At 42.2% G+C, this 25,725-nt stretch carries 21 protein-coding genes, 2 tRNA genes, 1 riboswitch and 1 other annotated feature; of the genes, 13 read left to right on the plus strand and 10 right to left on the minus strand.

The features are described from left to right. Positions 1 to 129 precede the first annotated feature (129 nt). From murC to DXB73_RS04975, 4 genes are all read left to right on the plus strand, one after another. Complete coding sequence (gene murC / locus DXB73_RS04960) at positions 130 to 1,512, plus strand: UDP-N-acetylmuramate--L-alanine ligase (protein ID WP_118690303.1); 1,383 nt, start codon at positions 130 to 132, stop codon at positions 1,510 to 1,512. Positions 1,513 to 1,770: 258 nt separating this feature from the next. Further along, a complete protein-coding gene (locus tag DXB73_RS04965; RefSeq protein WP_118690304.1) occupies positions 1,771 to 3,114 on the plus strand; it encodes a DnaD domain protein in 1,344 nt (447 codons plus the stop codon). 58 nt (positions 3,115 to 3,172) lie between these two features. Beyond that, positions 3,173 to 4,174, plus strand: a complete 1,002-nt coding sequence (locus DXB73_RS04970; protein WP_022025553.1) for an ATP-binding protein — start codon at positions 3,173 to 3,175, stop codon at positions 4,172 to 4,174. A gap of 42 nt (positions 4,175 to 4,216) precedes the next feature. Then, positions 4,217 to 5,389: a ribose-phosphate pyrophosphokinase gene (locus DXB73_RS04975; RefSeq protein WP_022025554.1), complete on the plus strand. Its 1,173-nt coding sequence runs from the start codon at positions 4,217 to 4,219 to the stop codon at positions 5,387 to 5,389. 352 nt (positions 5,390 to 5,741) lie between these two features. On the opposite strand, the gene dapA is transcribed toward DXB73_RS04975, so the two are convergent. The 4 genes from dapA to DXB73_RS04995 form a co-directional block, all read right to left on the minus strand. Continuing rightward, positions 5,742 to 6,626, minus strand: a complete 885-nt coding sequence (gene dapA / locus DXB73_RS04980) for a 4-hydroxy-tetrahydrodipicolinate synthase (RefSeq protein ID WP_118690305.1) — start codon at positions 6,624 to 6,626, stop codon at positions 5,742 to 5,744. Positions 6,627 to 6,820: 194 nt separating this feature from the next. After that, positions 6,821 to 6,994: riboswitch (Lysine riboswitch) on the minus strand. Between the two features lie 128 nt (positions 6,995 to 7,122). Further along, positions 7,123 to 8,190: a histidinol-phosphate transaminase gene (gene hisC / locus DXB73_RS04985; protein ID WP_118690306.1), complete on the minus strand. Its 1,068-nt coding sequence runs from the start codon at positions 8,188 to 8,190 to the stop codon at positions 7,123 to 7,125. A 54-nt stretch (positions 8,191 to 8,244) separates the two neighbouring features. Further along, positions 8,245 to 9,426, minus strand: a complete 1,182-nt coding sequence (locus DXB73_RS04990; RefSeq protein ID WP_022025557.1) for a pyridoxal phosphate-dependent aminotransferase — start codon at positions 9,424 to 9,426, stop codon at positions 8,245 to 8,247. A 398-nt stretch (positions 9,427 to 9,824) separates the two neighbouring features. After that, positions 9,825 to 9,897: transfer RNA gene (locus tag DXB73_RS04995), tRNA-Lys, on the minus strand. An 844-nt stretch (positions 9,898 to 10,741) separates the two neighbouring features. Between DXB73_RS04995 and DXB73_RS05005 the strand changes: the two genes are divergently transcribed. The 4 genes from DXB73_RS05005 (at position 10,742) to DXB73_RS05020 (ending at position 15,177) form a co-directional block, all read left to right on the plus strand. Further along, positions 10,742 to 11,431, plus strand: a complete 690-nt coding sequence (locus DXB73_RS05005) for a response regulator transcription factor (protein ID WP_022024276.1) — start codon at positions 10,742 to 10,744, stop codon at positions 11,429 to 11,431. Positions 11,432 to 11,512: 81 nt separating this feature from the next. Then, positions 11,513 to 14,083 (plus strand): HAMP domain-containing sensor histidine kinase, encoded by a 2,571-nt coding sequence (locus DXB73_RS05010; RefSeq protein ID WP_182448219.1) that lies wholly within the window; start codon positions 11,513 to 11,515, stop codon positions 14,081 to 14,083. Further along, the gene (locus DXB73_RS05015; RefSeq protein WP_118690309.1) at positions 14,080 to 14,970 is read left to right on the plus strand and encodes a hypothetical protein; all 891 of its coding nucleotides are present in this window, start codon (positions 14,080 to 14,082) and stop codon (positions 14,968 to 14,970) included. The genes DXB73_RS05010 and DXB73_RS05015 overlap by 4 nt, the downstream gene beginning before the upstream one ends. Positions 14,971 to 15,104: 134 nt before the next feature. Beyond that, positions 15,105 to 15,177, plus strand: a tRNA-Lys gene (locus tag DXB73_RS05020). Positions 15,178 to 15,296: 119 nt separating this feature from the next. Here DXB73_RS05020 and DXB73_RS05025 read toward each other — a convergent pair. The 4 genes from DXB73_RS05025 to DXB73_RS05045 all read right to left on the minus strand — a co-directional run bounded on the left by DXB73_RS05025 (position 15,297) and on the right by DXB73_RS05045 (position 19,715). Beyond that, complete coding sequence (locus tag DXB73_RS05025) at positions 15,297 to 16,052, minus strand: SDR family oxidoreductase (protein WP_118690310.1); 756 nt, start codon at positions 16,050 to 16,052, stop codon at positions 15,297 to 15,299. Positions 16,053 to 17,082: 1,030 nt separating this feature from the next. Further along, positions 17,083 to 17,448, minus strand: a complete 366-nt coding sequence (rplL, locus tag DXB73_RS05035; protein ID WP_182434089.1) for a 50S ribosomal protein L7/L12 — start codon at positions 17,446 to 17,448, stop codon at positions 17,083 to 17,085. 104 nt (positions 17,449 to 17,552) lie between these two features. Next, complete coding sequence (gene rplJ, locus DXB73_RS05040; RefSeq protein ID WP_118506589.1) at positions 17,553 to 18,053, minus strand: 50S ribosomal protein L10; 501 nt, start codon at positions 18,051 to 18,053, stop codon at positions 17,553 to 17,555. A 99-nt stretch (positions 18,054 to 18,152) separates the two neighbouring features. Next, positions 18,153 to 18,293 (minus strand) — a sequence feature (ribosomal protein L10 leader region). A gap of 141 nt (positions 18,294 to 18,434) precedes the next feature. Continuing rightward, positions 18,435 to 19,715: a chloride channel protein gene (locus DXB73_RS05045; RefSeq protein WP_243103986.1), complete on the minus strand. Its 1,281-nt coding sequence runs from the start codon at positions 19,713 to 19,715 to the stop codon at positions 18,435 to 18,437. Between the two features lie 215 nt (positions 19,716 to 19,930). Here DXB73_RS05045 and DXB73_RS05050 point away from each other — a divergent pair, with 215 nt between their 5' ends. Together DXB73_RS05050 and DXB73_RS05055 are read left to right on the plus strand one after the other, a co-directional pair. Next, the gene (locus tag DXB73_RS05050; protein WP_118690313.1) at positions 19,931 to 20,326 is read left to right on the plus strand and encodes a transcriptional repressor; all 396 of its coding nucleotides are present in this window, start codon (positions 19,931 to 19,933) and stop codon (positions 20,324 to 20,326) included. A gap of 218 nt (positions 20,327 to 20,544) precedes the next feature. Continuing rightward, positions 20,545 to 21,132: an NADH peroxidase gene (locus tag DXB73_RS05055; RefSeq protein ID WP_022024284.1), complete on the plus strand. Its 588-nt coding sequence runs from the start codon at positions 20,545 to 20,547 to the stop codon at positions 21,130 to 21,132. Between the two features lie 66 nt (positions 21,133 to 21,198). Here DXB73_RS05055 and DXB73_RS05060 read toward each other — a convergent pair whose 3' ends face one another. Together DXB73_RS05060 and DXB73_RS05065 are read right to left on the minus strand one after the other, a co-directional pair. Further along, complete coding sequence (locus DXB73_RS05060; RefSeq protein ID WP_118690314.1) at positions 21,199 to 22,158, minus strand: DNA methyltransferase; 960 nt, start codon at positions 22,156 to 22,158, stop codon at positions 21,199 to 21,201. 41 nt (positions 22,159 to 22,199) lie between these two features. Then, complete coding sequence (locus DXB73_RS05065; RefSeq protein ID WP_118690315.1) at positions 22,200 to 23,618, minus strand: ATP-binding protein; 1,419 nt, start codon at positions 23,616 to 23,618, stop codon at positions 22,200 to 22,202. Between the two features lie 207 nt (positions 23,619 to 23,825). On the opposite strand from DXB73_RS05065, the gene DXB73_RS05070 reads away from it, so the two are divergent. Genes DXB73_RS05070 through DXB73_RS05080 form a run of 3 tightly spaced genes read left to right on the plus strand, consistent with a single transcriptional unit; the run spans position 23,826 to position 25,701 of the window. Then, positions 23,826 to 24,776 carry a Gfo/Idh/MocA family oxidoreductase gene (locus DXB73_RS05070; protein ID WP_118690316.1) on the plus strand — a complete coding sequence of 317 codons (951 nt, stop codon included), beginning with the start codon at positions 23,826 to 23,828 and terminating at the stop codon, positions 24,774 to 24,776. Positions 24,777 to 24,809: 33 nt separating this feature from the next. Next, on the plus strand, positions 24,810 to 25,280 hold the full coding sequence (locus tag DXB73_RS05075) for a DUF3990 domain-containing protein (RefSeq protein WP_118690336.1): 471 nt from the start codon (positions 24,810 to 24,812) through the stop codon (positions 25,278 to 25,280). Then, positions 25,258 to 25,701: a hypothetical protein gene (locus DXB73_RS05080; protein ID WP_022024136.1), complete on the plus strand. Its 444-nt coding sequence runs from the start codon at positions 25,258 to 25,260 to the stop codon at positions 25,699 to 25,701. The genes DXB73_RS05075 and DXB73_RS05080 overlap by 23 nt, the downstream gene beginning before the upstream one ends. Positions 25,702 to 25,725: the final 24 nt, after the last annotated feature.

Here is a 25,725-nt window from a genome sequence, read left to right on the forward strand (position 1 = left end):
CATTTGTGTTCTATAATAATAGAAAAGACTGACACAAGGATTGGTTCGCTGGAGCACATTTCTTGCAGGCAGGCCAATTTTACAAAATATGCCGCCCCACTTTTGGACGGCTTTTATATGGAGGGAATTATGTATCAAATTCAATTAACCAAACCATGTACTGCATATTTTATAGGCATCGGAGGCATCAGCATGAGCGGTTTTGCTGAGCTGTTACACGATGCCGGCTTTACCGTAAAGGGCTCCGACGCAAACCGCAGCAAAATTACAGAGCATTTACAATCCTTAGGAGTGGAAGTATTGTATGGTCAAAAAAGCAATAACATTACTTCCGACATTGACTTTGTCGTATACACTGCCGCTATTCATCCGGACAATCCCGAATTTCGCGCTGCCAAAGAGATGGGACTTCCTATGATGGAGCGCGCCGAAATGGTTGGACAGGTTATGAAAAATTATACGAATGCCATTGGCGTTTCCGGTACACACGGCAAAACAACAACAACTTCTATGCTGACCCATATTTTCTTGGCAGCTAAGAAAGATCCAACAATCTCCGTTGGCGGTATCTTGGATGCGATCCACGGCAATATCCGTGTCGGCCATTCCGAGAATTTCATCACCGAAGCCTGCGAATACACCAATAGCTTTCTGAAATTCCATCCAACGGCAGGTATTATTTTGAATATTGATGCAGATCACCTAGACTTTTTTAAGGACCTGGATGACATTCGCCACTCTTTTCACCGCTTTGCAAAGCTCTTGCCAAATGACGGTGTACTGATCATCAACTCCGATATCGAAAAGCTTGATGCGATCACAAACGATCTAGACTGCCGGATCATTACATTCGGCTTGGAAAATCCTGCAGATTACGAAGCAAAGGATATTACATTCGGCGAAGATGGCTGCGGTTCTTTTGAATTAGTTCGATTCGGCAAAGAAACCGGCATCCGCGTTCGTTTGTCAGTAATCGGAAGACACAACGTAGCCAACGCTTTATCAGCCATCGCCACTGCAGAATATTATGATATTCCTATGGAGACGATCCAAGAGGGACTCCTCGCCTTCCACGGCACGGAACGTCGTTTCGAACAAAAAGGATCGTTCCACGGAGTCACCGTGGTCGATGATTATGCGCATCATCCTACGGAGATCAAAGCAACGCTGCAGGCTGCTGCCAAGTTTCCACATAAGCGTCTTTGGTGCGTATTCCAGCCACATACATACAGCCGTACCCGAGCATTGCTGCATGAATTTGCAGAGGCGCTATCCCTCGCAGATAATGTTGTGCTTGCAGACATATATGCCGCCAGAGAGGCTGATCCCGGTGATATTTCTTCTAAAACTCTACAGGAAGAAATGAAGAAATTAGGCAAAGATGCTTATTACTTCCCGGATTTTGAACAGATCAAAAAATTTTTATTGGAAAATTGTATCGACGGTGACTTGTTAATAACTATGGGTGCCGGAAATATAGTAACTGTTGGCGAAGACCTGGTCAAAGAATAGTTATCCACATTATCCACAATGTGACTGTGCATATCTCTGCACAATCCGTTGTGGATATTTTTTACACAATTAACAGCAGATAAATGCTGAAAATCCGCAATCTTGATCATTTTGATACGAGTTATCCACATTATCCACAATTTAGTCCACAGCTTGAATGTGTATTTGTGTGCTATTTTCTTTCCAAAGAAACTGTGTTAAAATACAATTCGCACGGAAATATAACGTGTAATTTACTTTACATATACGGAGGCTGCAATGGATCATATATTACTTTGTACTAACCATATACCGCCGATCACAACGATATATAACAGCTTTATTGAAGATTATATGCCAGCTGCCAACGGCAGTTACGTTAAGGTGTATCTCTACATTGCGAAATGTCTGCAGGCAAAGGAAAGTAATTTTTCCATTTCCTCTCTTGCGGATCAATTAGAAAATACAGAAAAAGATATTTTGCGGGCGTTAATGTACTGGGAGAAAAAGGGGCTTATGTCCTTAAGCCGCGACAAAGCAACCGGAGAGATTTTAGGACTCGAAATGCTGATCCCCTTTGCGGAACGTGATTTCGACACTTATGAAAACACCGCAAAAGAATCTGCTGCATCGCTAGGCGTAGATTCTGATCTCTCAGAAACCGGTGCGCTCGATAGACGCAATTCTGATTTCTCAGAAACCGGTGCGCTCGATAGACGCAATTCTGATCTCTCAGAAACCGGTGCGCTCGATAGACGCAATTCTGATTTCTCAGAAACCGGTGTGCTCGATAGACGCAATTCTGATTTCTCAGAAACCGACGCAGCGAATACACCAACTTATGAATCATCCGGAACCGACGCTCCTTCTAATGTCAATTCCGATGTTCATAGAGCAAGCAATTCCGCGCAGGAGAAGAATTCCTCTGCCGTGAAACCAATTCAAGTTTCTCCGGAACAGATTCAAGAATTGTCCGCCAACGAGGATTTCGTATGGGTATGCAATGTTGTCGAAAGCTACCTTGAACGCCCAATGAAACCAACCGAAATACAGCTTATTACCTATTTGTATGGTACACTGCATTTTTCCAGAGAACTGATCCTGCATCTCTACGACTACTGCATTTCTATGGGAAAGACCGCCTGCAATTACATTCAGACAGTCGCCCTGTCATGGCACGAGCAGGGGATCAAAACGCCGGAACAGGCACAGAATGCTTCTGTACGATATCTGGCTTCCTACAATGCTGTTTCCAAGGCTTTAGGACTTGGTCGCGGTCTTGCAGAAATCGAAAAAAAATATGTGGATCATTGGCAAAATGACTGGAATATGGATCTTAGTGTGATCTTAGAGGCCTGCAACCGCACTGTGCTTAAGCTGCACCACGCAGACTTCAAATACACCGAAGGGATTTTATCTCATTGGAATGAGCAAAATGTTCGCACATTACAAGGTGTAGAACAATCAGACCTGCACTATGCACAGACCAAAGAACAAAAAGAAAAGAAGAAACCTTCCACATCCGGTAAACAACCACCGCGCAATCAATTCCAAAATTTCAAGCAACGGGATGTCAGCAGCGAGGAATTACAGGAATTGGAGCGCAAATTACTTATGCAATAGTACGATCTGATGACAGACCGCAGCACATACCATCACGCAGCAACCAGGAGGAGACGCCATGGGAATATCCAACACACAATATCGCGATATCATGTTTCAATATGATCAGACGCGAATGAACAATCAGCGCATACTGGATAAGCGGTACGAAACACTTTTTGCTGAAATTCCGGAATTAGAACAGATCCAACACGATATTATGGACTTATCACTGACGCAGGCGCGCAAAGAATTGTTTCAGACCGAACCGGACCCAAAGAGCGAAGCTGAATACAGCGCAAAACGCGAAGCATTGCTGTCCCGCAAAAAGGCGCTGCTGTTACATCACGGCTATCCGGAAGATTATCTGCAAAGCATTTATACCTGTCCGGACTGCAAAGACACCGGCTATCAGAACAACGAACCTTGTCACTGCCTTAAAAACGCTGAGATCAAGGCTCTTTATGAAAGTTCAAATCTTATGGACATTCTGAATCATGAGAATTTTGACACCTTTGATGATAGTTACTACGATGACACCATCGTCAATGAAAATCTTTCTCTAACAGCCCGCCAAAATATTCGCAAGGTAAAAACGGTCTGTCTAGACTATATCAAGCACTTTGATGATTCCTATGACAACCTGATATTCTATGGTTCTACAGGCGTCGGCAAAACCTTTCTGACACACTGTATCGCCAAGAAACTTTTGGATACATCTCACACGGTGCTTTACTTGACTTCATTGCAGCTTTTTGATATTTTAGAGAGGAATAAGTTCCGTCATGAGGATATTTCCACTTCAAACGAACAAATTGCATATATGCTGCAAAGTGATTTGCTCATTATAGATGATCTGGGGGCAGAACTGGTCAATGGCTTTACGTCTTCTCAGCTGTATTATTTTATTGAGGAGCGCCATATCAACCGTAAGTCAACCATCATCTCGACCAATTTATCGTTTCAGGAATTACGTGACCGATACAGCGAGCGTATTTTCTCACGTTTTATCGGTTTTTATCATTTCTTTTTAATAATTGGAGATGATATACGTCAGAAGGCTAGATTAACTGCCAAATAACATGATAACAATTATATAAATTCATACGGAGGACATTTTACTATGAAACGACATGACAAGTTAGCAGACACACTTCCTGTTGGTACCCTTGGTATCTTGGCGCTGGAGAGCAGCCATGACATGGGCAAACGAGTGAACGATTATATCGTTGACTGGCGAAAGGACCGCGCTGCACAAAATGCTACCGCATCTACCTTTGCAGGATACAACCGTGATTCTTTCTTGATTGATTCCGCCTGCCCGCGTTTTGGTTCCGGCGAAGCGAAAGGTATTATCAATGAATCCGTGCGTGGAGATGATTTGTATTTATTAGTTGATGTCTGCAATTACAGCTTAACTTATACCGTTTGTGGACACACAAATCACATGTCGCCGGATGATCATTACCAGGATCTTAAGCGTATCATCGCTGCAGTTGGCGGCAAGGCACGCCGCATCACTGTGATTATGCCTTTCTTATATGAAAGCAGACAACACCGCCGCAGCGCACGTGAATCCTTAGACTGCGCAATGGCATTGCACGAATTAACACAAATGGGCGTTGAAAGTATTATCACCTTTGATGCACATGATCCTCGCGTTCAAAACGCAATTCCTTTGAATAGTTTCGAAACCGTTCAGCCTACGTATCAATTCATCAAAGCACTTCTGAAGAACGTGCCGGACCTTAAGGTTGATGCAGATCATTTGATGGTGATCAGCCCGGATGAAGGTGCTATGGGACGTGCTGTATATTACGCAAACGTTCTTGGTATCGATATGGGTATGTTTTATAAACGTCGCGATTACAGCCGCATTGTTGACGGACGCAATCCGATCATTGCCCATGAGTTCCTCGGCTCTGACCTGCAGGGCAAAGATGTTATCATCGTCGATGATATGATTTCCTCGGGCGAAAGCATGATCGATGTTGCAACACAGTTAAAGCAGCGCAAAGCAAATCGTATTTTTGTTGCTGCAACGTTTGGTCTGTTTACAAACGGCATGTCCAAATTTGATGAAGCACATGAAAAAGGCTTGATCGATAAGGTTCTCACAACAAACCTTGTATATCAGCCGGAAGAAGTTTTGTCTAGAGACTATTATGTCAGCGTAGACATGAGCAAGTATATCGCCTTATTGATCGACACCTTAAATCACGATCAATCCATTAGCGGTTTATTAAACCCTGCAGAACGTATTAATGCCATTTTGGAAAAATATGGACAGCGCTAATTAAAGCATAAAATCGAGAAAAGCAACAACAAATTTCCTTAAAACGCTTAGACCGCAAGGTTTGAGCGTTTTTTTACAAATCGTTTTGAAAATTAAGATTTTTTTTAGAATATGGACAAATTCTGTCCACATTTGCATGCTATTATGTATACATAGAAATCAAAGAGAACAGATTTCAAGAAAAGCAGTGAAATCAAAAGAAGCATTTGATTTCTACCAAACTAGCCGACTGACTTATGTTTGAGATAGATTCTTTTTCATTTTTTTCATTGGGCCTGTGGTAGCTCCCTCTGCCACAGGCCGACTCCTTTTTAAACCCCAGATCATTCTAAAGTAATTCGAGCGAGACACCTTAAATCAAGTGCATCGCTGCCATTTCTCTCTTTAAGATCTCCTTGTTAGCATCTTCCATCTCTGTCAAAGGCGCGCGTAATGAACCAACGTTTTTACCCATCATATTCATAGCAGCTTTTACCGGGATCGGATTTACTTCACAGAACAATGCATCACATAACGGAAGTGCATCAAGCTGCATCTTGGCACTCTGCTTCACATTTCCATTTAAATAATTCATAACCATCTCATGTGTATACTTCGGTGCGACATTTGACAACACAGAAATCACGCCTTTTGCTCCCAAAGAAAGCATCGGAATTGTCTGATCATCATTTCCGGAATACAGATCCACATTACCATCACACAGATGCAGAATTTGCGCTACAGTGCTGATGTTACCGGAAGCTTCTTTCACACCTGCAATATTGTCTACATCTTTAATAAGTGTAGCGATGGTCTGTGGTGTCATTCCGCAACCGGTACGGCTTGGTACATTGTATAAAATGATCGGTGCCGTGATCTCTGACGCAATCTTTTTATAATGTGCAATCAAACCATTCTGCGTTGCCTTATTATAATACGGAGTTACAACAAGCACACCCTCTGCTCCTGCCTCAGAAGCTTCTTTGCTAAGCTGTACTGCTGTTGCCGTGCAGTTAGAACCGGTGCCGGCAATGACCGGAATACGGTGATTTACACGCTCAATCGCAAAACGAATCACATTTGCATGCTCTTCTTCAGATAAAGTTGCAGACTCTCCGGTCGTTCCACAAATAATAATCGCATCCGTTCCCTCTGCAATCTGCCACTCCAAAATCTCATCTAGTTTGTCGTAGTTTACCTCCAAGTTCTCTTTCATTGGTGTGACCAAAGCCACGCCTGCTCCTGTAAAAATTGACATAATTTCCTCCATTCCGCTTTCGCTATTCCCAAATCGGGGTTCTGATTTTTAGATATTGGTTGTCGTTTGAGCATTTTCCCACCCATGCACTCACAGTTACCTTTTGCAAATGCCATTTTACGGGAAATTCGAGTTACCCAGCTATTCAAAAAGAGGTGATACACAGGATGTATCACCTCTTTGAAGTATCTCTTCAAACCGATAGCTCTCCATCCTCTTGATGACAGTCATGTCGTTATTCACGCCATGCCCAAGAAATCTTGCTGCAGGACAAGCCTTCTTTCGGCACTGTTCCCTTTCTGATCTCATCTACTGCGCCTGACGCATCCGAAATCCTACTCATGAAGAGTGCGACCTCTATCTTTTTTATATATATGAGAATATCACTATCCTCTGCTTCTGTCAACGCCAACTTATGCTTTGCTTTATGAGCGTTATGCCATCAGCGCCAACTTATGTTCTTCAACAGTATACCAAGCCAAAAACCTCATGCTCCTTATTTATCCCACTGAGCAATAATTTCCTGTACCGCTGCCAAAAAACGATCCATTTCCGCATCCGTTCCAATGGATATTCGCAGATAATTGTCAATGCGCGGACTGGAAAAATGTCTGACAAAAATGTGCTGCTTGCGCAATTCTTCAAACAAATGTGTAGCCGGAACGGTTTTATGGGTCGCAAAAATGAAATTCGTCATCGAATCTCCAAACGTAAAACCAAGCTCCGTAAGTGCTTGTTTGGTGCGCTCTCGTGTTGCAACAATCTTCGCTGTAGTCTCCTCAAAATAATCCTGATCTGATAACGCAGCAACGCCAAGTGCTACGGATAAACGAGTCATCGGATAACTGTTAAACGAATATCGAACGTCGTTCATTGCCTTGATCAATTTCGCATTACCGATTGCATGACCAATACGCATTCCTGCCATAGAGCGAGATTTTGAAAACGTTTGTACTACCACAACATTTTCATACTCGTCCACCAGCGGAAGTGCTGTATAACCGCTAAAATCTGCATATGCCTCATCAATTATAACAACAACATTCGGATTAGCTTCGATGATTGCGCGCAAAAACTCCTCACTCTGACGAATACCCGTCGGTGCATTTGGATTGGCTATCACGATACCGCCATTTTCGCACTGATAATCTTCCAATCGAAGTGCAAAGGCATCGTCCAAAGCCGGACGCTCATAAGGAACTTGAAATAATTCTGCCCATACATCATAGAACGAATATGTAATATCCGGGAACAAAATCGGTTTACCCGAATTAAAAAATGTCAAAAACGCAATAGCAAGTACATCATCGGATCCTACTCCTGTATACACCTGATCTGCCTGCACATGATATTTTTCTGCCAGCGCATTGACTAAGTCTGTCGATGCCGGATCCGGATATAATCTCAAGCTGTCGAGTTCAAACTTCTGCAGTGCTTCTGCCACCTTTGGTGATGGCGGATATGGATTTTCGTTAGTATTCAACTTAACCATATCCGGCAAATTAGGCTGTTCGCCCGGAACATACGGCTCTACTTTGCGAAAATTATCTTCCAATCTACTCATGTCGTACCTCTTTTCCGTCTATTTCTGTCGTCCACTTGGAATTGTTACGCTTATTTACTGATAACACTCAGCCAGCTTCTTAAATGCCGGGAGTGAGCGCTCGATCATCGCATGATCCACGCAATAAGCAATCCGCACATAGCCAGGACACATAAATGCACTTCCCGGAACCATTAAAATATGGAACTCTTTTCCTTTGGCAACAAATGCCTTATCATCTTCCTTAGCCTTAACCCAAAGATAAAAAGCCCCTTCCGGTTTAGCACACTCAAAGCCATACTCTGTCAGAGCATTGTAAAGCAGCTTTCGGTTGGCATCATAGGCTGCAACATCCGTTGTCGCATCCAGACATTTTGATACCGCAAGCTGCATCAAAGATGGTGCATTTACAAATCCTAAAATACGATTCGCAACATTTGCTGCACAAATAACATTTTCAAAATCATCCACCTCATCCGGAATCACAAGGTAACCAATACGCTCACCCGGAAGAGACAGAGATTTACTATAAGAATATCCTACAATTGTATTACGATAATACTTCGTCAGATATGGCACTTCTACGCCATCATAAGCAAGCTCACGGTATGGTTCATCTGCAATAAGGTAAATCTGCGTTCCGAACTCTTTTTGCTTCTCCTCCAATACTGCTGCCAATTTCTGAATCGTTTCTTCTGAATATACTACACCGGTAGGATTGTTCGGATTATTGACTATCACTGCTTTCGTCTTTGCCGTGATCTTCTTTGCAAACGTCTCAAGATCGAGCTGAAAAGAAGGTACATCTGCCGGTACAACTACCATTACACCGTCAAAGTTAGCTACATAATTATTATATTCTCCAAAATATGGTGCAAATGCGATTACTTCATCGCCCGGATCTAACAATGTTTTAAGCGCAACATTAAGACCACCTGCAGCACCTACTGTCATAATGATATTATTCTGAGAAAACTTTGTGTCAAAGCGGCGATTTAAGGACTGTGCAATTCTCTCGCGCACTTCCTCGTATCCGGAGTTGTTCATATAACCATGCACGAAATTCGGTGCATCCTCATTCAATGTCTCAATAATGGCTTCTTTAACCTGTTTTGGAGGCTCTACGCTTGGGTTTCCAAGACTGAAATCATAGACGTTCTCTGCGCCAAACTCAACCGCCATCTTCTTCCCTTCCTCAAACATTGCTCTTGTAACCGAGCTTCCCTCAACAAATTTCACCATCTTTTTTGCTATCATATTATGTACCTCTCTATACTTTGATTTTATTACAACGAGAAAATATATACACAATGCCGGTCACCCGGTTTACACATAAAACGTATATCAAAATACCGCCTACGCAAGTATTTCTATGTCTCGCCGCATCTTACTCGCACTTTTTATTATATGCCTACGGATATATTCATGTCAAACAATTCCCGTCATAGAACACAGTAATTCCATATAAATATATTTTTCATTCTAGCGAATAAAGCAGACAGCCCCACTTCACCAAAAGCAAAGCCAGCGCTTTGCTTTGCAAGAATTGCTAAAGCAATTCTTGGCGATGTTGCACTACACAACAGCAGTTTCCTATTAATTAATAAACAAAGGTGCCAAAAAAATTTTGACACCTACTCTTTAAAATATAAAAATGCGCGATCAGGGGTTCGAACCCTGGACACCCTGATTAAGAGTCAGGTGCTCTGCCAACTGAGCTAATCGCGCATATCTGACATATCAATGTCAGCAACTCGTTTAATATATCACACTTTCGCATGGAAAGCAAGTGTTTTTTTTACTTTTCCCACTTTTCCGACTTTTTCAATTCACCCTTTTTGAACAAACATCCCAATAACCTTATCGAGAGCAGCTTCAGATGTGCGCAGGTTGAGTTTCTTACTCTAACTTTCCATACCTCAAATCCTCCACAACCACCTATTGCTTATTATGTCGGCTATAAATAGAATATTTTGCAGTCGACAAACTAAATTGTTCTGTCATCCTAGAACTAAGATAATTGCCGCAGAACGCAACTTTTTTGTGTGATTTCTTATTTTGTTAAGTCTCTGATAAATACATGCCCGAAGGATTGTCTGAGATGTCCTGGTTTAGCAAGGTATCATCCATTTTTGGACGGGACGCTTTCGCTACAATGCACTACGTCACGTTACTTAATGTCTCTAAAATACGAGACATAAGTAACGACGAGCGCAAAGTCCCTTTCAAAAATGATGAATACCTTGCTTCCAGGACTTCGAGTTTCCGAAGGGCATGTAAATCAATCATCAGAGACAACAAAATTTAGAAATCACCAAAAACGAAAATGCGGCAAGGCAATTACTATAGTTCTCGGATGGCAGAAAGCACTCTTCGGTGACTGCAAAATGCAATATAGTCATTGACATAATAAGCAATATGTGGCGAGGACAAGAACTTCCGGTATGGGAAGTTTCAGTTTCTTAATAAAATCTTAAACAAATAGCATGTTGAATTTTAAGATTCATTTCTCTACAATAGAACTATGCAAGATAAATCTTGTAAGGAGGCAATAAATATTACGGAGGGAAACATGTACCAAATATTACTGTGTGACGATGAAAAAGATATCGTTACCGCATTAGAAATCTACTTACGCAACGACGACTATAAAATTTTCAAAGCCTACAATGGCGCAGATGCACTCAAAATTCTAACAGAAGAGGAAATCCATTTGGTTCTTCTGGACATTATGATGCCTCATATGGACGGCATCGCTGCACTCACGAAGTTACGTGAATTTAGCAATGTTCCTGTGATTTTGTTAACCGCCAAAAGCGAAGATATTGACAAAGTGCTCGGTTTAACAGTCGGCGCTGATGATTACATAACAAAACCATTCAATCCCATCGAGCTTCAGGCACGTGTTAAATCACAGCTTCGCCGCTATATGCAGCTTGGCGGCGGCAAAACGCAAAGCGATGTTTATTCTGTTGGCGGTATCGTATTAAATCCAATTACCAAGGAAGTCACGTTAGACTCTGATCCCATTGCGCTGACACGCATCGAATACAATATACTGTTATTTTTGATGCAGCACGTCGGACAATCCTTTACACCACGTGAAATCTACCAAAACGTATGGCACGACAATGCTTATGGTGAAGAAAGCACTGTCGCCGTACACATCCGACACTTACGAGAAAAAATCGAATATAACCCGGCAGAACCACGTTATTTAAAAGCAGTGTGGGGACGCGGTTATAAACTGGATAACAATTAATATTTTGGAAGATCTGCGTCATAACATTACGATACAATGCGATGCAGGAATGAAGTGATCCACTTCAGATTGGAGGAGTATATGAAAACAAATCACCAAATCCAAAAACGGCAGATCGGTGCTATTGCCATTGCGATGATCACCGGCACCGGTCTGATCCTTGGTATTTTATTGTCGCTATTATGCTATCAACTTGGAATGTATAAAGACCAGTCCAAGAAAGAAATCTTGAACAACAAGTACGATCTGTTGACGAAATATTACGAAGCTACCATCATGAGCGAGATCAACAAAAAGAAAGATGAAGATGCCGTTGTCAACCAAAAAAAGATCACCAACTTTAAATACAGCGTATTCGGTGTATGGAATACAGAAATTGATGCTCAGCCATCGTCTGCACATCTGTATCACACTACATTTACCGACACAAAGGCAACACGATCTGTGCCGGATCCAAATCTTGCTACGATCCTGCAAAACAACATCACCACAGATTATGACGGAACAGATGTCGATCTATACCGAAAACACTCTACAACGATAGACCAGATTCAATGCACTACCAATGGACTGTTGTACTATCGAACCAAATCACAATACTATTTTCCGGTCAGGACCGTCGAAATTCCAACCGCCTTCGCTGTGGTTAAGGCTAAAGGAGTAGCAAGTGCCAGAAGTTCATTGACCTTTAAATATTCCAAGCGCCGGAGCTGTTACGTCTGTGTAGACAAAAGCTATGAGAACTTGAATATACGTAATTATATCCATGACGTGAATCCCGTTCGCATCATATTAGATGATATTCCTTATTATACCAAAGATATTGAAATGCGTGATATCAAAAGCGATCGTATGGCAGCCTCTTGGCAGCTTACCGATCCTGTGGTCTATTGGGGTTCCGAGGAAAGTCAGTTTCCTGCATCTGAGTTTTTATCAAAATCAGATGCCGCCATTTATTATCTGGGTGCCTACAACCATCCAAAGACCGTCACACAAAACGGCAGGCAGATTCCATTACAAATGGTTCACGCAACCGTATACTATAGCATACAGGCCGCGGACGAAACACACTTCTATTCCATCAGTTCCAAAGTTTCTACTCCTGTAGACACTTCAAAGCATGACCTGTTTGCTTACACGACCAAGCTTGTTAACACATTATATCCGATCTGCTATGCCATTCCTTTGGTAACGGCATTATTATTGATTGCTTTACTTGGTGCATTATACCAGTGCTGCCACCAGACAATACTGCTAAAGTCATCCGGGAAACCTTCCTTCATGACACGCATTCCCTTATTGGTCTATCTCAGTAGTATGACCTTTATATCGGCTTGGGTTGTCTACTTTATAAGTTTCTTATTGCTGCGCACACTACAGTCCAAGAAATTATTAATGAGCGGAAATCTGCTTCTCGCCGTTGGCGGAATAGTGCTTTTCTTCTTCCTGTTAAGCTCTGTTTTCGTTAATCTGGGTGAACGGCTTGGTACCAAAACGTTCCGCAAATACACAGTATGCCACGGCGTTATGCAGCTGTTACGTCGTATTAAATCCAATCTGACCCACAACTTGAAATGGGCGTCAGAGTTTATCGGCACACATATACATTTAGCAGTGAGGATTGGCGTCGTATGGATCGTACTCACGCTGATCGAACTGTTTGTGATCGGCATAACCGACATGAATACGGATCTTGAAATTATTGCCTTTGCTATTTACAAAGTTGCAGAAGCATTGTTTCTTCTATTCTGTGTGGAACAATTTACCAAACTGACAGATGCGAGCCGCAGTCTCGCCGAAGATGCTCTGTCCACCAAATTGGACACCTCAAAATTGTTTGGACCTTTCCGCCGCCACGCCGAAACACTGAATCGACTGCAGGACGGCATCCAAATAGCAGTGCAGGACAAGATGAAAAGCGAACGTTTTCGAACAGAATTGATCACAAATGTGTCACATGACATAAAAACACCTTTAACTTCTATTATAAATTATGTAGACTTGTTAAAAGCAGATAATCTGTCGGAGGAAGAAAAGGCGCAATACTTAGATGTCCTTGATCGTCAATCCGGCAAGCTAAAAAAGCTGATCGAGAACCTGATCGAGGCCTCCAAAGCATCCACCGGCAATCTAACCGTTTGCCCGGAACCTTGCAACTTAAATATACTGCTGGCACAAACTGCCGGTGAATTTACCGACAAACTAACTCAAGCAGGATTAGAATTGATCATTCGCAAGCAGCAAAGTACCCCTATGATCGATCCAAACGTCGATAGCGCAGAGCTGCCGGATCTTGTCATTACCGCAGACAGTCGACATCTCTGGCGCATATTCGATAATTTAATGGGTAATATATGTAAGTATTCACAACCCGGCACCCGTGTTTATATCGATCTCGCCACAGTCGACCAATGTGCACAGATCACTTTCCGCAACACATCGCAATACCCTCTGGAACAGAGCACCGATGCATTACTGGAGCGTTTCGTACGCGGTGACAGTTCTCGCAGCACACAAGGTAATGGGCTTGGCTTGTCCATTGCTAAAAATCTGGCCGAGTTAATGAATGGTACTCTCGCATTGCACGTTGACGGCGATCTGTTCAAAGTGATCGTTACATTTCCATTGGCCATAGAGGAGGAATACAATTGAGTATAGAAAGCAGATTAAAAACAGTTCGCAGAAATACAGGAAATCATAAATCAGAATCGGCTATGAGCAAAGAAAACCTTAAGAAAAACAAGAAAAACTATTGGTTTTCCATAACCCTCATCGCACTTGCATTATTTTGTGTGGGGGCAGCATTGCTGTACTCGCAAAAGCTTTTGGGCGAAAAACTCTCCACGCCAAAAGCCCCTGTTGCTTCCTGCACAGCACGATACGGCTCTCGTTCCATCTCAAAAGTGCAGTTTCTCAAGCGTGATATGCTGCTCGATAAAGACAAGACATCCATCAATTGGCTCAAAAGCATCCGGGCGGCACAGCGTAAGAAAAACATCAAGCATTTATATGACGAATACAAAAACGTCGGCATTTTTCAGGTGACCGAAGATGTGAAATACAATTCTCTCTTTGCAACGTATAAGTTAAAACTGTTAAAGAACATCAAGTCGACGCATCCTTTGCAAGTCGGCAATACGATCAATGCTTATACTTTCGACAGTCCCTGTTTGGATGCGAATTCCGTTTCTGCCGTCTATAAAAGCAGCAACATTACACCTTTGCTGCGCAAGAATGAATGTTATCTCTTAGTTTACGGCGATCCGGCTGGACCAGGCACACTAAACACTCTGCGCTCACATGGTGCCAAAAACGGCACTTACTACTGTCTGGATTACGGAACACTGTTCGATACCGGTCTGCGCCTTTCCAAAGAGAAAAATCTGACAACGATCAGACCCAAAAAGGTATATGACACCAAAGAGCTGCAATCCTTTGATCTGTTCTGCGGAAGCAAAACCATCCTTAAAGAATGGTATCGCGCGAAAGATGCTGTATTGACTTATTATGTGGGCAAAAACTATGACAAACAATTTTGAATCGGTGATTGTTTATAAAGACTTTTCATTACGCATTTTTATGTTTTTTAGTTTTTTGTAATTTTTTTCAAAAAACGCTTGCATTTCGCAGGTTGCTTTGCTATAATATATTTCGTTGTAAAACAATACGTTTTGCGCGATTAGCTCAGTTGGCAGAGCACCTGACTCTTAATCAGGGTGTCCAGGGTTCGAACCCCTGATCGCGCATGAAAGTCCCAATTTGACAGCACGGACTGTTGGGTAGGGGCTTTTTTGTTGCTCTTTTTAGGCAGATTTCTTTTATAGCACTATGGCTACCATTTTCTTTCGATTTTAATAGTGTCCTTTTAGGTATGTTTCTTTAGCAGCGCCACGCCGTAAGCTTTGATCTGTGCCGGCACAAGACGCAGCAGCCGATTTATCATCCCCGGAACCACAACTGCCTTATCCGCATTTAATCCTTCCCACGCCTCTTTTGCAACGCGCTCCGGCGACATTGCCCAAATTGGCGTCTTAGCTCCTGTTTTTTCAAAGAAATGTGTTCGTGTAGAACCCGGACACAGCGTACACACCTGAACACCCTGTTTTTTTGCTTCCAAGCGGATCGCCTGACTATATTGGTAAAGATAACTCTTCGAAGCATAATAAGACGCCGTATACGGTCCCGGTTGAAATGCACCTACGGATGCTACGTTCAAGATTTTTCCCGAACCACGTTTATACATGTCTCGCAGACAGCATTTACACAACTGCGTCGGTGTTACCACGAGCAATTGAAGCATCTGTTCCTCTTTTTCCATATCCAGCGTATGCGCGGCACCTACCATACCAAAGCCTGCGTTATTGATCAGCACATCAACCTGCCAGCCGTCTTTACCGATCCGATCATACAATCGTCCTGCCGCTCCCTGCACCGCAAGATTCTCTGCGTATATCTCCACTGCTAAATTGGGCTTTACACGCAGCAATAACTCTTTCAAGTGCTGCAAACGCTTCTCACTGGAAGATACCAGCAACAAACGATATTCTTTCTTCGCTAATAACTTTGTAAACGCTAAACCGATCCCTCCGGTAGCACCTGTGATCAATACTGTTTTCTTCATGGTACGTCCTTCCTTTCCTGTTCACACATATCACACGGGATAATATTATTCGCCTGTATTAACACATCCTCCATCCAAAAGCATATATTATAGTAAACCACTCAAACTTCCCATACCTCAAATTCTTCGCAGCCACATATTGCTTATTATGTCAATAACTATATAGCATTTTGCAGCCACCAAAGAGCGATTTCTGCCACCAGAGAACTATAGTAATTGCCTTGCCGCATTTTCGTTTTTAGTGATTTCTAAATTTTGTTGTCTCTGATGATTGATTTACATGCCTTTCGGAAACTTGAAGTCCCGGAAGCAAGGTAATCATCATTTTTGAAAGGGACTTTGCGCTCGTCGTTACTTATGTCTCGTGTTTCAGAGACATTAAGCAACGTGGCGTAGCGCAGTGTAGCGAAAGCGTCCCGTCCAAAAATGGATGATACCTTGCTAAACCGGGACATCTCAGACAATCCTTCAGGCATGTATTCATCAGAGACTTAACAAAATAAGAAATCACGTAAAAACTCTGCGTTCTTCGGCAATTATCTTAGTTCTCTAATGACAGAACAATTTAATATATTGGCTGCAAAATAGTTCATTTATTGCTGACATAATAAGCAATATGTGGTTGTACAATAACTTCCGGTATGGGAAGTTTGAGTAAACCATATAAACTTTTTCGGATCAAACTTTGCAAATAAGGAAGGAGATGTATCTACAATGTGTCTAAAACAATGGATTTCCCGACGTTTTTGCTGCTGTCAGGGTTTTAACCGCCGCATCGTTGCAATGAAAAAATCATGGGATGAAGTTAGCTTTCTCTTGATGACCGCCAGCAAACATTGCGCCTGCAGACGCCGAAAAGGCAAATAGCCCTTCATTGCAGACATTCTATGCAAATACTGTTTTGATTCAGACACATTATACAGAGACGTCAATGTTCCTGTATAGAGAAAAAACGGACCATTTGCATGATCCGTTTTCCATCATTCGTTTATCCTTTTCCCGATAATTCGGGATGTGAATCAACATTAAATTATTTAAGAGTAACCTTAGCACCCTCAGCCTCAAGCTTAGTCTTGATGTCCTCAGCCTCATCCTTAGAAGCGCCTTCTTTAACAACCTTAGGAGCGCCATCAACAACTTCCTTAGCTTCTTTCAAGCCAAGACCAGTTACTTCACGGACAACCTTGATAACCTTAACCTTGTTAGGACCAACCTCTGTCAACTCAACGTCGAACTCGTCCTTCTCAGCACCTGCATCAGCGCCAGCACCTGCTGCTGCAACAACAACGCCTGCTGCTGCGGATACACCAAACTCCTCCTCGCAAGCCTTTACTAAATCATTTAACTCTAAAACAGTCATGCCTTTGATAGCATCAATAAATTCCTGTGTAGTCATTTCGTTTACCTCCATAAAATTTGTAATAATCGTAATTTTGTGAACCAATTGGTTCGTTGTTTCATAAAATTGCGACGCACAATGCGTCATCTGCATTGCATGAATTATGCCTCTGCAGCACCGTCACCCTTCTCAGCGATCTGATTAAGAACACGAGCAAGATTGGTGATAGGGGACTGTAAGGAACCAAGCAACTTGGAAATAAGTTCTTCTCTGGAAGGAATGCTTGCCAAAGACTTGATGCCATCAATGTCATAAAGTGTACCCTCTACAACAGCACCCTTGAACTCTAATGCCTCAGCCTCTTTTGCTACGTTATTTAATACGCGGATCGGAGCTGTTGCATCTTCCTTAGAAATAGCGATTGCAGAAGGTCCATCCAAAAGGTTGTCCAACTGTGCGAAATCTGTTCCCTCGAAAGCACGCTTCATCAGTGTGTTCTTGTAAACTTTGTACTCGCATCCTGCCTCTCTAAGTCCTTTACGAAGCTTTGTGTCCTGCTCTACTGTAAGTCCACGATAATCAACGAGAACAACAGTTGCAGCACCATCAATCTTAGCCTTAATCTCATCAACGATAGGCTGTTTCAACTCTACTTTTGCCATGAGTGTATCTCCTTTCTATGGGTGTGCCCCATTATTTTGTAGGATCATCTCAGATCTGCCGATAACCGGCTCTGGCAAGATCCCTGCACTGCACGCAAAAGTTCTAATAAAAAAACCTCTCTACGTAGAGAGAGGAGTAAAATTATCATATCAGATACTTCATCTTCCTCGGTAGGCGGCTATAATCAGACTTACGCGGAAATCCGCACCTACTGTCTACGGCAGTGAGTTTTACTTTTCGCAAAACCTTTATTACATTAGCACACAATTTCGCAATTGTCAAGCTTTTTTCTATTTTTCCTTTCAATTCACCCTTTTTAAACAAACACCACAATAACGTTATCGAGAGCTGCTTCAGATGTGCGTAGTTTGAGTCTATTTCTAATCGCGCGCCTTGCGGTTAATGTACTCCGTCTTATATTTGGAATACACGATCGTTTGGTCGTGATACAACCCGTAGTACCCGGAAAGCAAATAGCTGACACTGATCGCGATCATAAAAAACGGAATCCCATGATATCCAAAGAGCTCGAAAGCGATCAAAAGCGACGTGATCGGGCAGTTGGTTACACCACAAAATACAGACACCATACCAAGCGCAGCGCAAAGCGACGGCGATAATCCGATCAACTGTCCAAACAAGCAGCCAAACGCCGCACCGACGCAAAAAGATGGCACGATCTCGCCTCCCTTGAATCCCGCCTCCAACGTCAACGCTGTAAAAATGATTTTCCACACAAAAGCAAGCGGAACGACATGTCCGGCAATCGCCCTCTCTATGATCGGCACGCCCGCCCCCATATAATCTGTAGTATGTAACACCATCGTCAACGCCACGATCACCAAGCTGGAAACCACGATCCTTATATATGGATTTTTGAGCTTATCCCGATAAAAATCTCCCAACGAATGCAGCGTCACACAAAAGATCACACTTACCGCCGCACAACAAACAGCGAGCAGAATCACTTTTATGCTTGGCACAATTAAAAAATCCGGTATCTTCTTTATAAGAAATGTATCCGGTCCAATCCCCATATGTCTTGCAAACTTTGACGCAATCAGCGACGCAAAAACGCAGGGAACCAACGCTGCATAATACATAACACCTACGCTGACAACTTCCATCGCAAAGACCACGGCAGCGATCGGAGTCCCAAAAACAGCCGAAAACGCGGCACTCATACCGCACATAACAACAATGCGGCGATCCTTTTCATCAAAGCGAAACCAGCGGCCAAGCTGATTACCAATACTTCCGCCCAACTGCAAAGCTGCACCTTCGCGCCCTGCCGAGCCGCCAAACAAGTGTGTCAGGGTCGTAGAAATAAAGATAAGCGGTGCCATTTTGAACGGCAGCTCCGTTTCCGCATGAATTGTGGAAAGTACCATATTTGTTCCTTTATCATTTTTATAATGAAAAATATGATACAAAAATACAATAACAATACCAACAAGCGGTAATAGCAGGATCATCCATGGGTTTGCTGTCCGAAACTGCGTCACCAATTTCAAACATTCCGCAAACAATGTGCTGAATGCACCGACGACCAATCCTGTGATCGACGAAAATACAGCCCATTTGGCAAATACTTTTAGATTATGATATATTCGGCGAACGTAAAATTTCACCATCGCCATTTGTCGTGATATCGAATTCATTCTCATCCTCCATATTCTCCCGGTCCGGAATGTTACAGCCGGACACCCCCCCGTACTTTCAAACCTTTGGTATTATGCTTCTTTCATTTGCACACACTTTTCTATTATATCTGTATTTTTGATGTTTTGCCAAGTCTAAAACCGATTTTGTATTGACTTTTTCTAATATTATTTTTATAATATCAATAATGATTACTATTTAAGGAGGTGTGCTTATGCAACGTGTTCGGCATAGCAAACAGCGAGATGCTATCAAAGCATATCTGCTCTCAACAACATCACACCCTACCGCAGAAGCCGTCTACGAGCAGTTGCAGAGCGACTTTCCAAACATCAGTCTTGGAACCGTTTATCGCAATCTGAATTTTCTCGTAGATCACGGCGAAGCACTTCGCTTAGACATGGGAGATGGCAACGACCACTTCGACGGCAATGTTATGCCTCACAACCATTTCTTCTGCCGCAAGTGCCACCATGTTTTAGACCTGGAAATGGACGGCATCAATCACATTGACGTGATTGCCAATGCAGGATTTGACGGCATCATCGAGGGACATACGATTTATTTTACCGGGCTTTGCCCAGACTGCGCACAGGCTAAAATGCCGTAAAACATGGTCCAGAAAAGTTTTTGATAATTTTTTTCAAAAAACTGTTGACATTATCAGATCAGATGATATAATGAGTCTTGTAAATGATAATCATTACTATTTAAGAAATTCTTAGATAGTATTTAACAACAAATAACTTGAGATGACAAAGGAATGCATAGCAAGCGAAACCTTTGGATATCTTAAACAACAATTACAAAGAAAAGGAGATTACAATTATGGCAAAATGGGTTTGTACAGTATGTGGTTATATTTATGAGGGAGATCAGGCTCCGGAAGAGTGTCCGGTTTGCCACGTCGGCGCAGACAAGTTCAAGAAAGTAGAGGGCGAGCTTACACTTGCTGCAGAGCATGAGTTCGGAATCTATGACAAAACCGTTAAGAATAATCCTGATATCAGCGATGAAGACAAGAAATTCATCTTCGATCAGTTGAAAGCAAACTTCGATGGTGAGTGCTCCGAGGTTGGTATGTATCTTTGCATGGCACGCATCGCACATCGCGAGGGCTATCCGGAAATCGGACTTTATTGGGAAAAGGCAGCTTACGAAGAGGCTGAGCACGCAGCTAAATTTGCAGAGATGTTAGGATCCGATCTGGAAAGCAACATGACAGCTTCCACCAAGAAGAATCTCGCTTGGAGAGTTGATTGCGAGTTCGGTGCAACAGCAGGTAAAGTTGATCTTGCTACTTGCGCTAAGAAAAATAACTTGGATGCGATCCATGATACCGTTCACGAAATGGCTCGTGACGAGGCTAGACATGGCAAGGCTCTTAAGGGATTGCTTGAGAGATATTTCGGTTAATGCAATCTGAAAAATAACCGTTGAATTTTATAAGATAAGGGGCAAGGATATTTCCTGCCCCTATTTTTATCTTCTGGCGTTACGCTCCCAAAAAACACCGTCTTCATAGCCTTGAATCGATGCATCTGTCTCAGCCATTTCCAGCCGTTTCTGCGCCCATGCCCCATACAACGGATTCTGCTCAATTGCAACAAACTTTCGCCCAAGTTTCTTTGCCACGACAGCCGTTGTGCCTGATCCCGCAAAAGGATCCAAAACAACATCGCCTTTGCTGCTGCTTGCTAACAGCAGCTTTGCCAGCAATTTTTCCGGTTTTTGGGTCGGATGTGCCGTGTTCTCCGGCATAGACCAGTATGGAATCGATATATCATCCCAAAAATTTGACGGACAGGTATTTCGAAAACGCCCCTCGTCCGTTTCCTCCCAATCCTTAGGATTTCCATCTACCCGATACGGAGCCAGAACCCGTTTACGCACTTTCACCTCATCCAAATGAAACGTATAATCTCTGCTCACCGTCGCAAACCAAATATCTTCCATCCCGTTTTTCCAATTGGATTTCGCGCCGCGTCCTTTTTCGCGCTGCCACGTGATCCGATTCTGCACCAAAAAATATTCCTGAAGCACGTCACCTATGATCAAACTTGATCTCCAATCACAACACACATAAATAGACGCTGTCTTTTTGAGCAAAGGAAGAACCTCCCGCACCCATTTTATGGTATATTCCCAATATTCTTCTCTGCCAACCGCATTAAATTTATTGCCATGATAATCTTTTGCCAAATTATAGGGCGGATCCACGATCAGCAGATCCACAAAATTTGGCGGCAATTCTTTCATTACCTGAAATGTATCTCCAATAATATATTGATCATAAAGCGCATCCGGAGTCATAGTGCTGCCGTCCTGCAATACCGTTTTAAGCTGATCGCCGTTTTCTGCCAAAATGCATCGTTCCAAATACTCATGACCTTCCTCTAAAGAGAAATCTATTGTTTTATTTCTGGCTGCCTTTTGTTTCATGGTTCTCCTCCTTTCCCATTGTCCTACCGTATTCCTGTTTTTTACTCATACAGCGAATCCAATGTAAGCAATAAAACATCTTCATCGGCTAACGAGTCATACCAGTCCGTATATCCGGACAACGAAAAAAATATATACTTTGAAACTTTATATTTTGCAGAAATAAGTTTACTCCTTCTAATCAGCGTGTCATATATACCTTTGTCGATCTTTTCATTATTGAATTTACATTCGCCAACGACTGCCTTTTTGTCAACTTCAGATAAAGCAACAACGTCAATATCTGCAGATTGAGCCCGCACTTCTCCATCTTTCTCTGTGATATTTTCTACACCCCACCACGTACCAACAGAAGTAATAAAGCACCCATACTCACCGGTTATTCCTTTCATCAACGTATAATATCTGCACATTTCTTCAAAAATTGATCCCATAAAAGAGTGCAATACCGGCTTAACAACTTTGGTGTAATAAATCTCTCCCTGCCCCATCTCAATGACACTGGTAGCTTTCGGAATAAACTCATACCAAAACTTGAACATATAATCTTTCAAAACATACTGCGTCTTCTTTTTATTTTTTTCATCCGTGATACATTTTTTCTTCTCAATCAACCCCACATTCCTTAATTTTTCTAACGAATACAATACCGTTTGAGCTTTTTCTCCTATCTTTGCTGCAATAATATTAAGTGCATTTTCGCCGGATGCGATCTGCTCAACAATATTATTTACCAATGATATATCTGAAAATTCCTGCGTCAAAAGATTTCTTGTCTCATCATATAAATATCCATCTGTCCTAAAAAAGAGCCTGACGATGTTTTCGTCAATGCTTTTATTGGAATCAATCATAGAAAGATACTTCGCAACACCGCCGGTAATTCCATAGCAGATTGCCTTATCTTCGTTCGAATAATTTGGAACAAATTTTGCTGCGTCCAAATAGTTAAACGCCTCCAATTTAATTTGAGAATTGCGCCTCCCAAACAACGGACTCTTTTCGCTCAACACCTTCTTCTCCATAAAGCTAAGCGCAGACCCGCACAGAATTATTTTTAGATTCTTGTCATTCCACACTGTATCTATATATTTCTGCAGCACAGACAGAAGTGCTTCATCTTTTTCAGCCCAATACGGCAGTTCATCTATTACAAGAACGATTTTTTCATCACCTATATTTTTATCAATAAAATCAAAAACAGCTTCTAATGTTCCAAAACTAATATTCTCCATCCCAGGCATAAACAGTTCCACTACCTGTCTTGAAAACAATTCGAGATTTCTGGTTTTTCCAACTTTTGTAGCTGTATAAAAAATTGTTTTTTTATCTTTGACAAATTCGGCAATAAGCGTAGACTTTCCAATGCGTCTGCGTCCATATATCACCGTCATTCCAATTCCATCTTTATCATAAAACTCTTTTAAAGATGCAAGTTCTCGTTCTCTTCCTATAAACATTGATACCGCCTCCCCCGCGTCATATTTAATTCAAATTTATTTGAACAAAATTGATTTGAATTAAATATATCACAAAAATGTAGGTATATCAATCCTATTTTCCTAATTAGCTTACAAATTGACACACCTTTCTTCCTATGCTATTCTTTTGCCAAATCACGATGCAGCACCGCTGCAAATCACAGAACACAGAAAGGCACATGAAATATGATACATTTTGGAATTATTGGAGCAGGCGACATTGCACGCAAATTTGCAGACGCCGTCAGACAACTGGATAACGCCGAAGTCATTGCGGTTGCCAGCAAATCACTGGATCGCGCACAGGAATGGGCGGCGCGCGAGCATATTCCGTCCTATTACGGAAATTATGCAGAATTACTCGCCAACCCTCGCATCGACGCCGTATACATCGCAACTACCACCAACGCTCACTACGATAACATATTGCAATGTCTGCAAGCCGACAAACATGTTCTCTGCGAAAAATCTTTGGTACGGTCTGCTCACGAGGCGCTTACCGTCTGTAGCCTTGCCAAACAAAAAAACTTGTTTTTGATGGAAGCTATGTGGACACGTTTTTTGCCAAAAACAATAACCGCCAAGCAATGGATCCGGGAGGGTCGTATCGGCAAAGTAAAATTAATGCAGGCAACTATCGGTTGGAAAGCTGATCCTGTCTACAATAAACGACTCTTTGACCCGGCACTCGGCGGTGGTTCTCTATATGATCTCGGCATTTATCCACTCGAGGTGCTGCCTTATCTCGTGGATGAAAAAATACTGGATATGGAGGCTTTTGTTGCAAGACATTCTACAGGTGTAGATGATCTGGTCAGTATGAATCTTCAGCTCGAAAGCTGTATTGCAAATTTACAGTGCTCTTTTACCACCAAAATGCCGGAAGATGCTTACATTTACGGCGAGGACGGATATATTCGCCTTCCTAAAATGCACTTTGGTTCTAGGGCAGAACTGTATAACAGTGCCGATGAGTGCATTGATTCCTTTGACAGCGGTGAAGAAAATGGATTTGTTTATGAAGTGGCAGAGGTCGTTCGCTGCATCGAAAACGAATTATTAGAAAGCCCAATCTGCCCACATCAGATGACGATAGATGCGGCCCGCATCACCTCAGAAGTGCTGCATTTACGCTAATATATAGTCCACAGAAAGGGCGGTGACAACTTGATTCTATATCATGCGCGCAAAGAGATTGTCGAATTTCCAGAAATCCGTAAATCCAAATTTACCAAGGACTTCTCCTGGGGATTCTACTGCACCAATAACTACGATCAGGCAGTGAGATGGGCAAATCGCGGCGAGGGTACTCCCACAATAAACGTCTATCAATATACCCCCAACAACCGTCTTAATATATTATCATTTGAAAAAATGACCGATGAGTGGCTGGATTTTATTGCCACTTGCCGCCAAGGTGGCATCCATGATTATGATATCGTTGAGGGTCCCATGGCAGATGATACAATTTGGAACTATGTAAATGACTATTTATATGGCGATATTTCAAGAGAACAATTTTGGGCTTTAGCACAATTTAAATATCCGACACATCAAATCAGTTTTCATACATTAGCTGCGCTTAATTGCTTAACATTCGAAAGGAGCGAAATTGCTTATGACAACAGTAAAAAAAGATGACCTTTTTTATGTTTGTTCATTAATTGAATTTACCGGACGCAAGACTAAAAACCGCCGAAAAGTTATTGTGAATGCACTTGGCGAACAGGGAATCGCAAAGCAATTGCAGGACGCTCCCGTAAATCATTGCCTTTCGTTCGATCAGGTATCCGAGGAATTGATCAACACATATCATATAAAGGCTGGTGATTTTGATACTATTTCCGGATGTTCGTATAAAATCCCCAGTTTTACTTCTATTGGAAAATTATATTGTTATATGATTCTTGATTGTACAAAAACCGGTCAAGAAATAAAGGAGTTGATTAAAATCTTCAACTCCTTTATCAGCGATGAAATATCAAACTTTAGGACCGGTGTGTATTACGAAAATCCAAGTTATCTAGAGCACTCTTACTTAGAGGGGCATTTTTTGGACTAAGGAATGATAACATAATCTCGTAAC

This window comes from Clostridium sp. OM05-6BH (genome assembly GCF_003481635.1).
In the GTDB taxonomy this organism is placed as follows: domain Bacteria; phylum Bacillota; class Clostridia; order Lachnospirales; family Lachnospiraceae; genus Butyribacter.

Excerpts from the sequence above, each read along its gene's own strand:
- murC (WP_118690303.1), top strand. The coding sequence starts at position 130 with ATGTATCAAATTCAATTAACCAAACCATGTACTGCATATTTTATAGGC.
- DXB73_RS04965 (WP_118690304.1), top strand. The coding sequence starts at position 1,771 with ATGGATCATATATTACTTTGTACTAACCATATACCGCCGATCACAACG.
- DXB73_RS04970 (WP_022025553.1), top strand. The coding sequence starts at position 3,173 with ATGGGAATATCCAACACACAATATCGCGATATCATGTTTCAATATGAT.
- DXB73_RS04975 (WP_022025554.1), top strand. The coding sequence starts at position 4,217 with ATGAAACGACATGACAAGTTAGCAGACACACTTCCTGTTGGTACCCTT.
- dapA (WP_118690305.1), bottom strand. The coding sequence starts at position 6,626 with ATGTCAATTTTTACAGGAGCAGGCGTGGCTTTGGTCACACCAATGAAA.
- hisC (WP_118690306.1), bottom strand. The coding sequence starts at position 8,190 with ATGAGTAGATTGGAAGATAATTTTCGCAAAGTAGAGCCGTATGTTCCG.
- DXB73_RS04990 (WP_022025557.1), bottom strand. The coding sequence starts at position 9,426 with ATGATAGCAAAAAAGATGGTGAAATTTGTTGAGGGAAGCTCGGTTACA.
- DXB73_RS05005 (WP_022024276.1), top strand. The coding sequence starts at position 10,742 with ATGTACCAAATATTACTGTGTGACGATGAAAAAGATATCGTTACCGCA.
- DXB73_RS05010 (WP_182448219.1), top strand. The coding sequence starts at position 11,513 with ATGAAAACAAATCACCAAATCCAAAAACGGCAGATCGGTGCTATTGCC.
- DXB73_RS05025 (WP_118690310.1), bottom strand. The coding sequence starts at position 16,052 with ATGAAGAAAACAGTATTGATCACAGGTGCTACCGGAGGGATCGGTTTA.
- rplL (WP_182434089.1), bottom strand. The coding sequence starts at position 17,448 with ATGACTACACAGGAATTTATTGATGCTATCAAAGGCATGACTGTTTTA.
- rplJ (WP_118506589.1), bottom strand. The coding sequence starts at position 18,053 with ATGGCAAAAGTAGAGTTGAAACAGCCTATCGTTGATGAGATTAAGGCT.
- DXB73_RS05045 (WP_243103986.1), bottom strand. The coding sequence starts at position 19,715 with ATGAATTCGATATCACGACAAATGGCGATGGTGAAATTTTACGTTCGC.
- DXB73_RS05050 (WP_118690313.1), top strand. The coding sequence starts at position 19,931 with ATGCAACGTGTTCGGCATAGCAAACAGCGAGATGCTATCAAAGCATAT.
- DXB73_RS05055 (WP_022024284.1), top strand. The coding sequence starts at position 20,545 with ATGGCAAAATGGGTTTGTACAGTATGTGGTTATATTTATGAGGGAGAT.
- DXB73_RS05060 (WP_118690314.1), bottom strand. The coding sequence starts at position 22,158 with ATGAAACAAAAGGCAGCCAGAAATAAAACAATAGATTTCTCTTTAGAG.
- DXB73_RS05065 (WP_118690315.1), bottom strand. The coding sequence starts at position 23,618 with ATGTTTATAGGAAGAGAACGAGAACTTGCATCTTTAAAAGAGTTTTAT.
- DXB73_RS05070 (WP_118690316.1), top strand. The coding sequence starts at position 23,826 with ATGATACATTTTGGAATTATTGGAGCAGGCGACATTGCACGCAAATTT.
- DXB73_RS05080 (WP_022024136.1), top strand. The coding sequence starts at position 25,258 with ATGACAACAGTAAAAAAAGATGACCTTTTTTATGTTTGTTCATTAATT.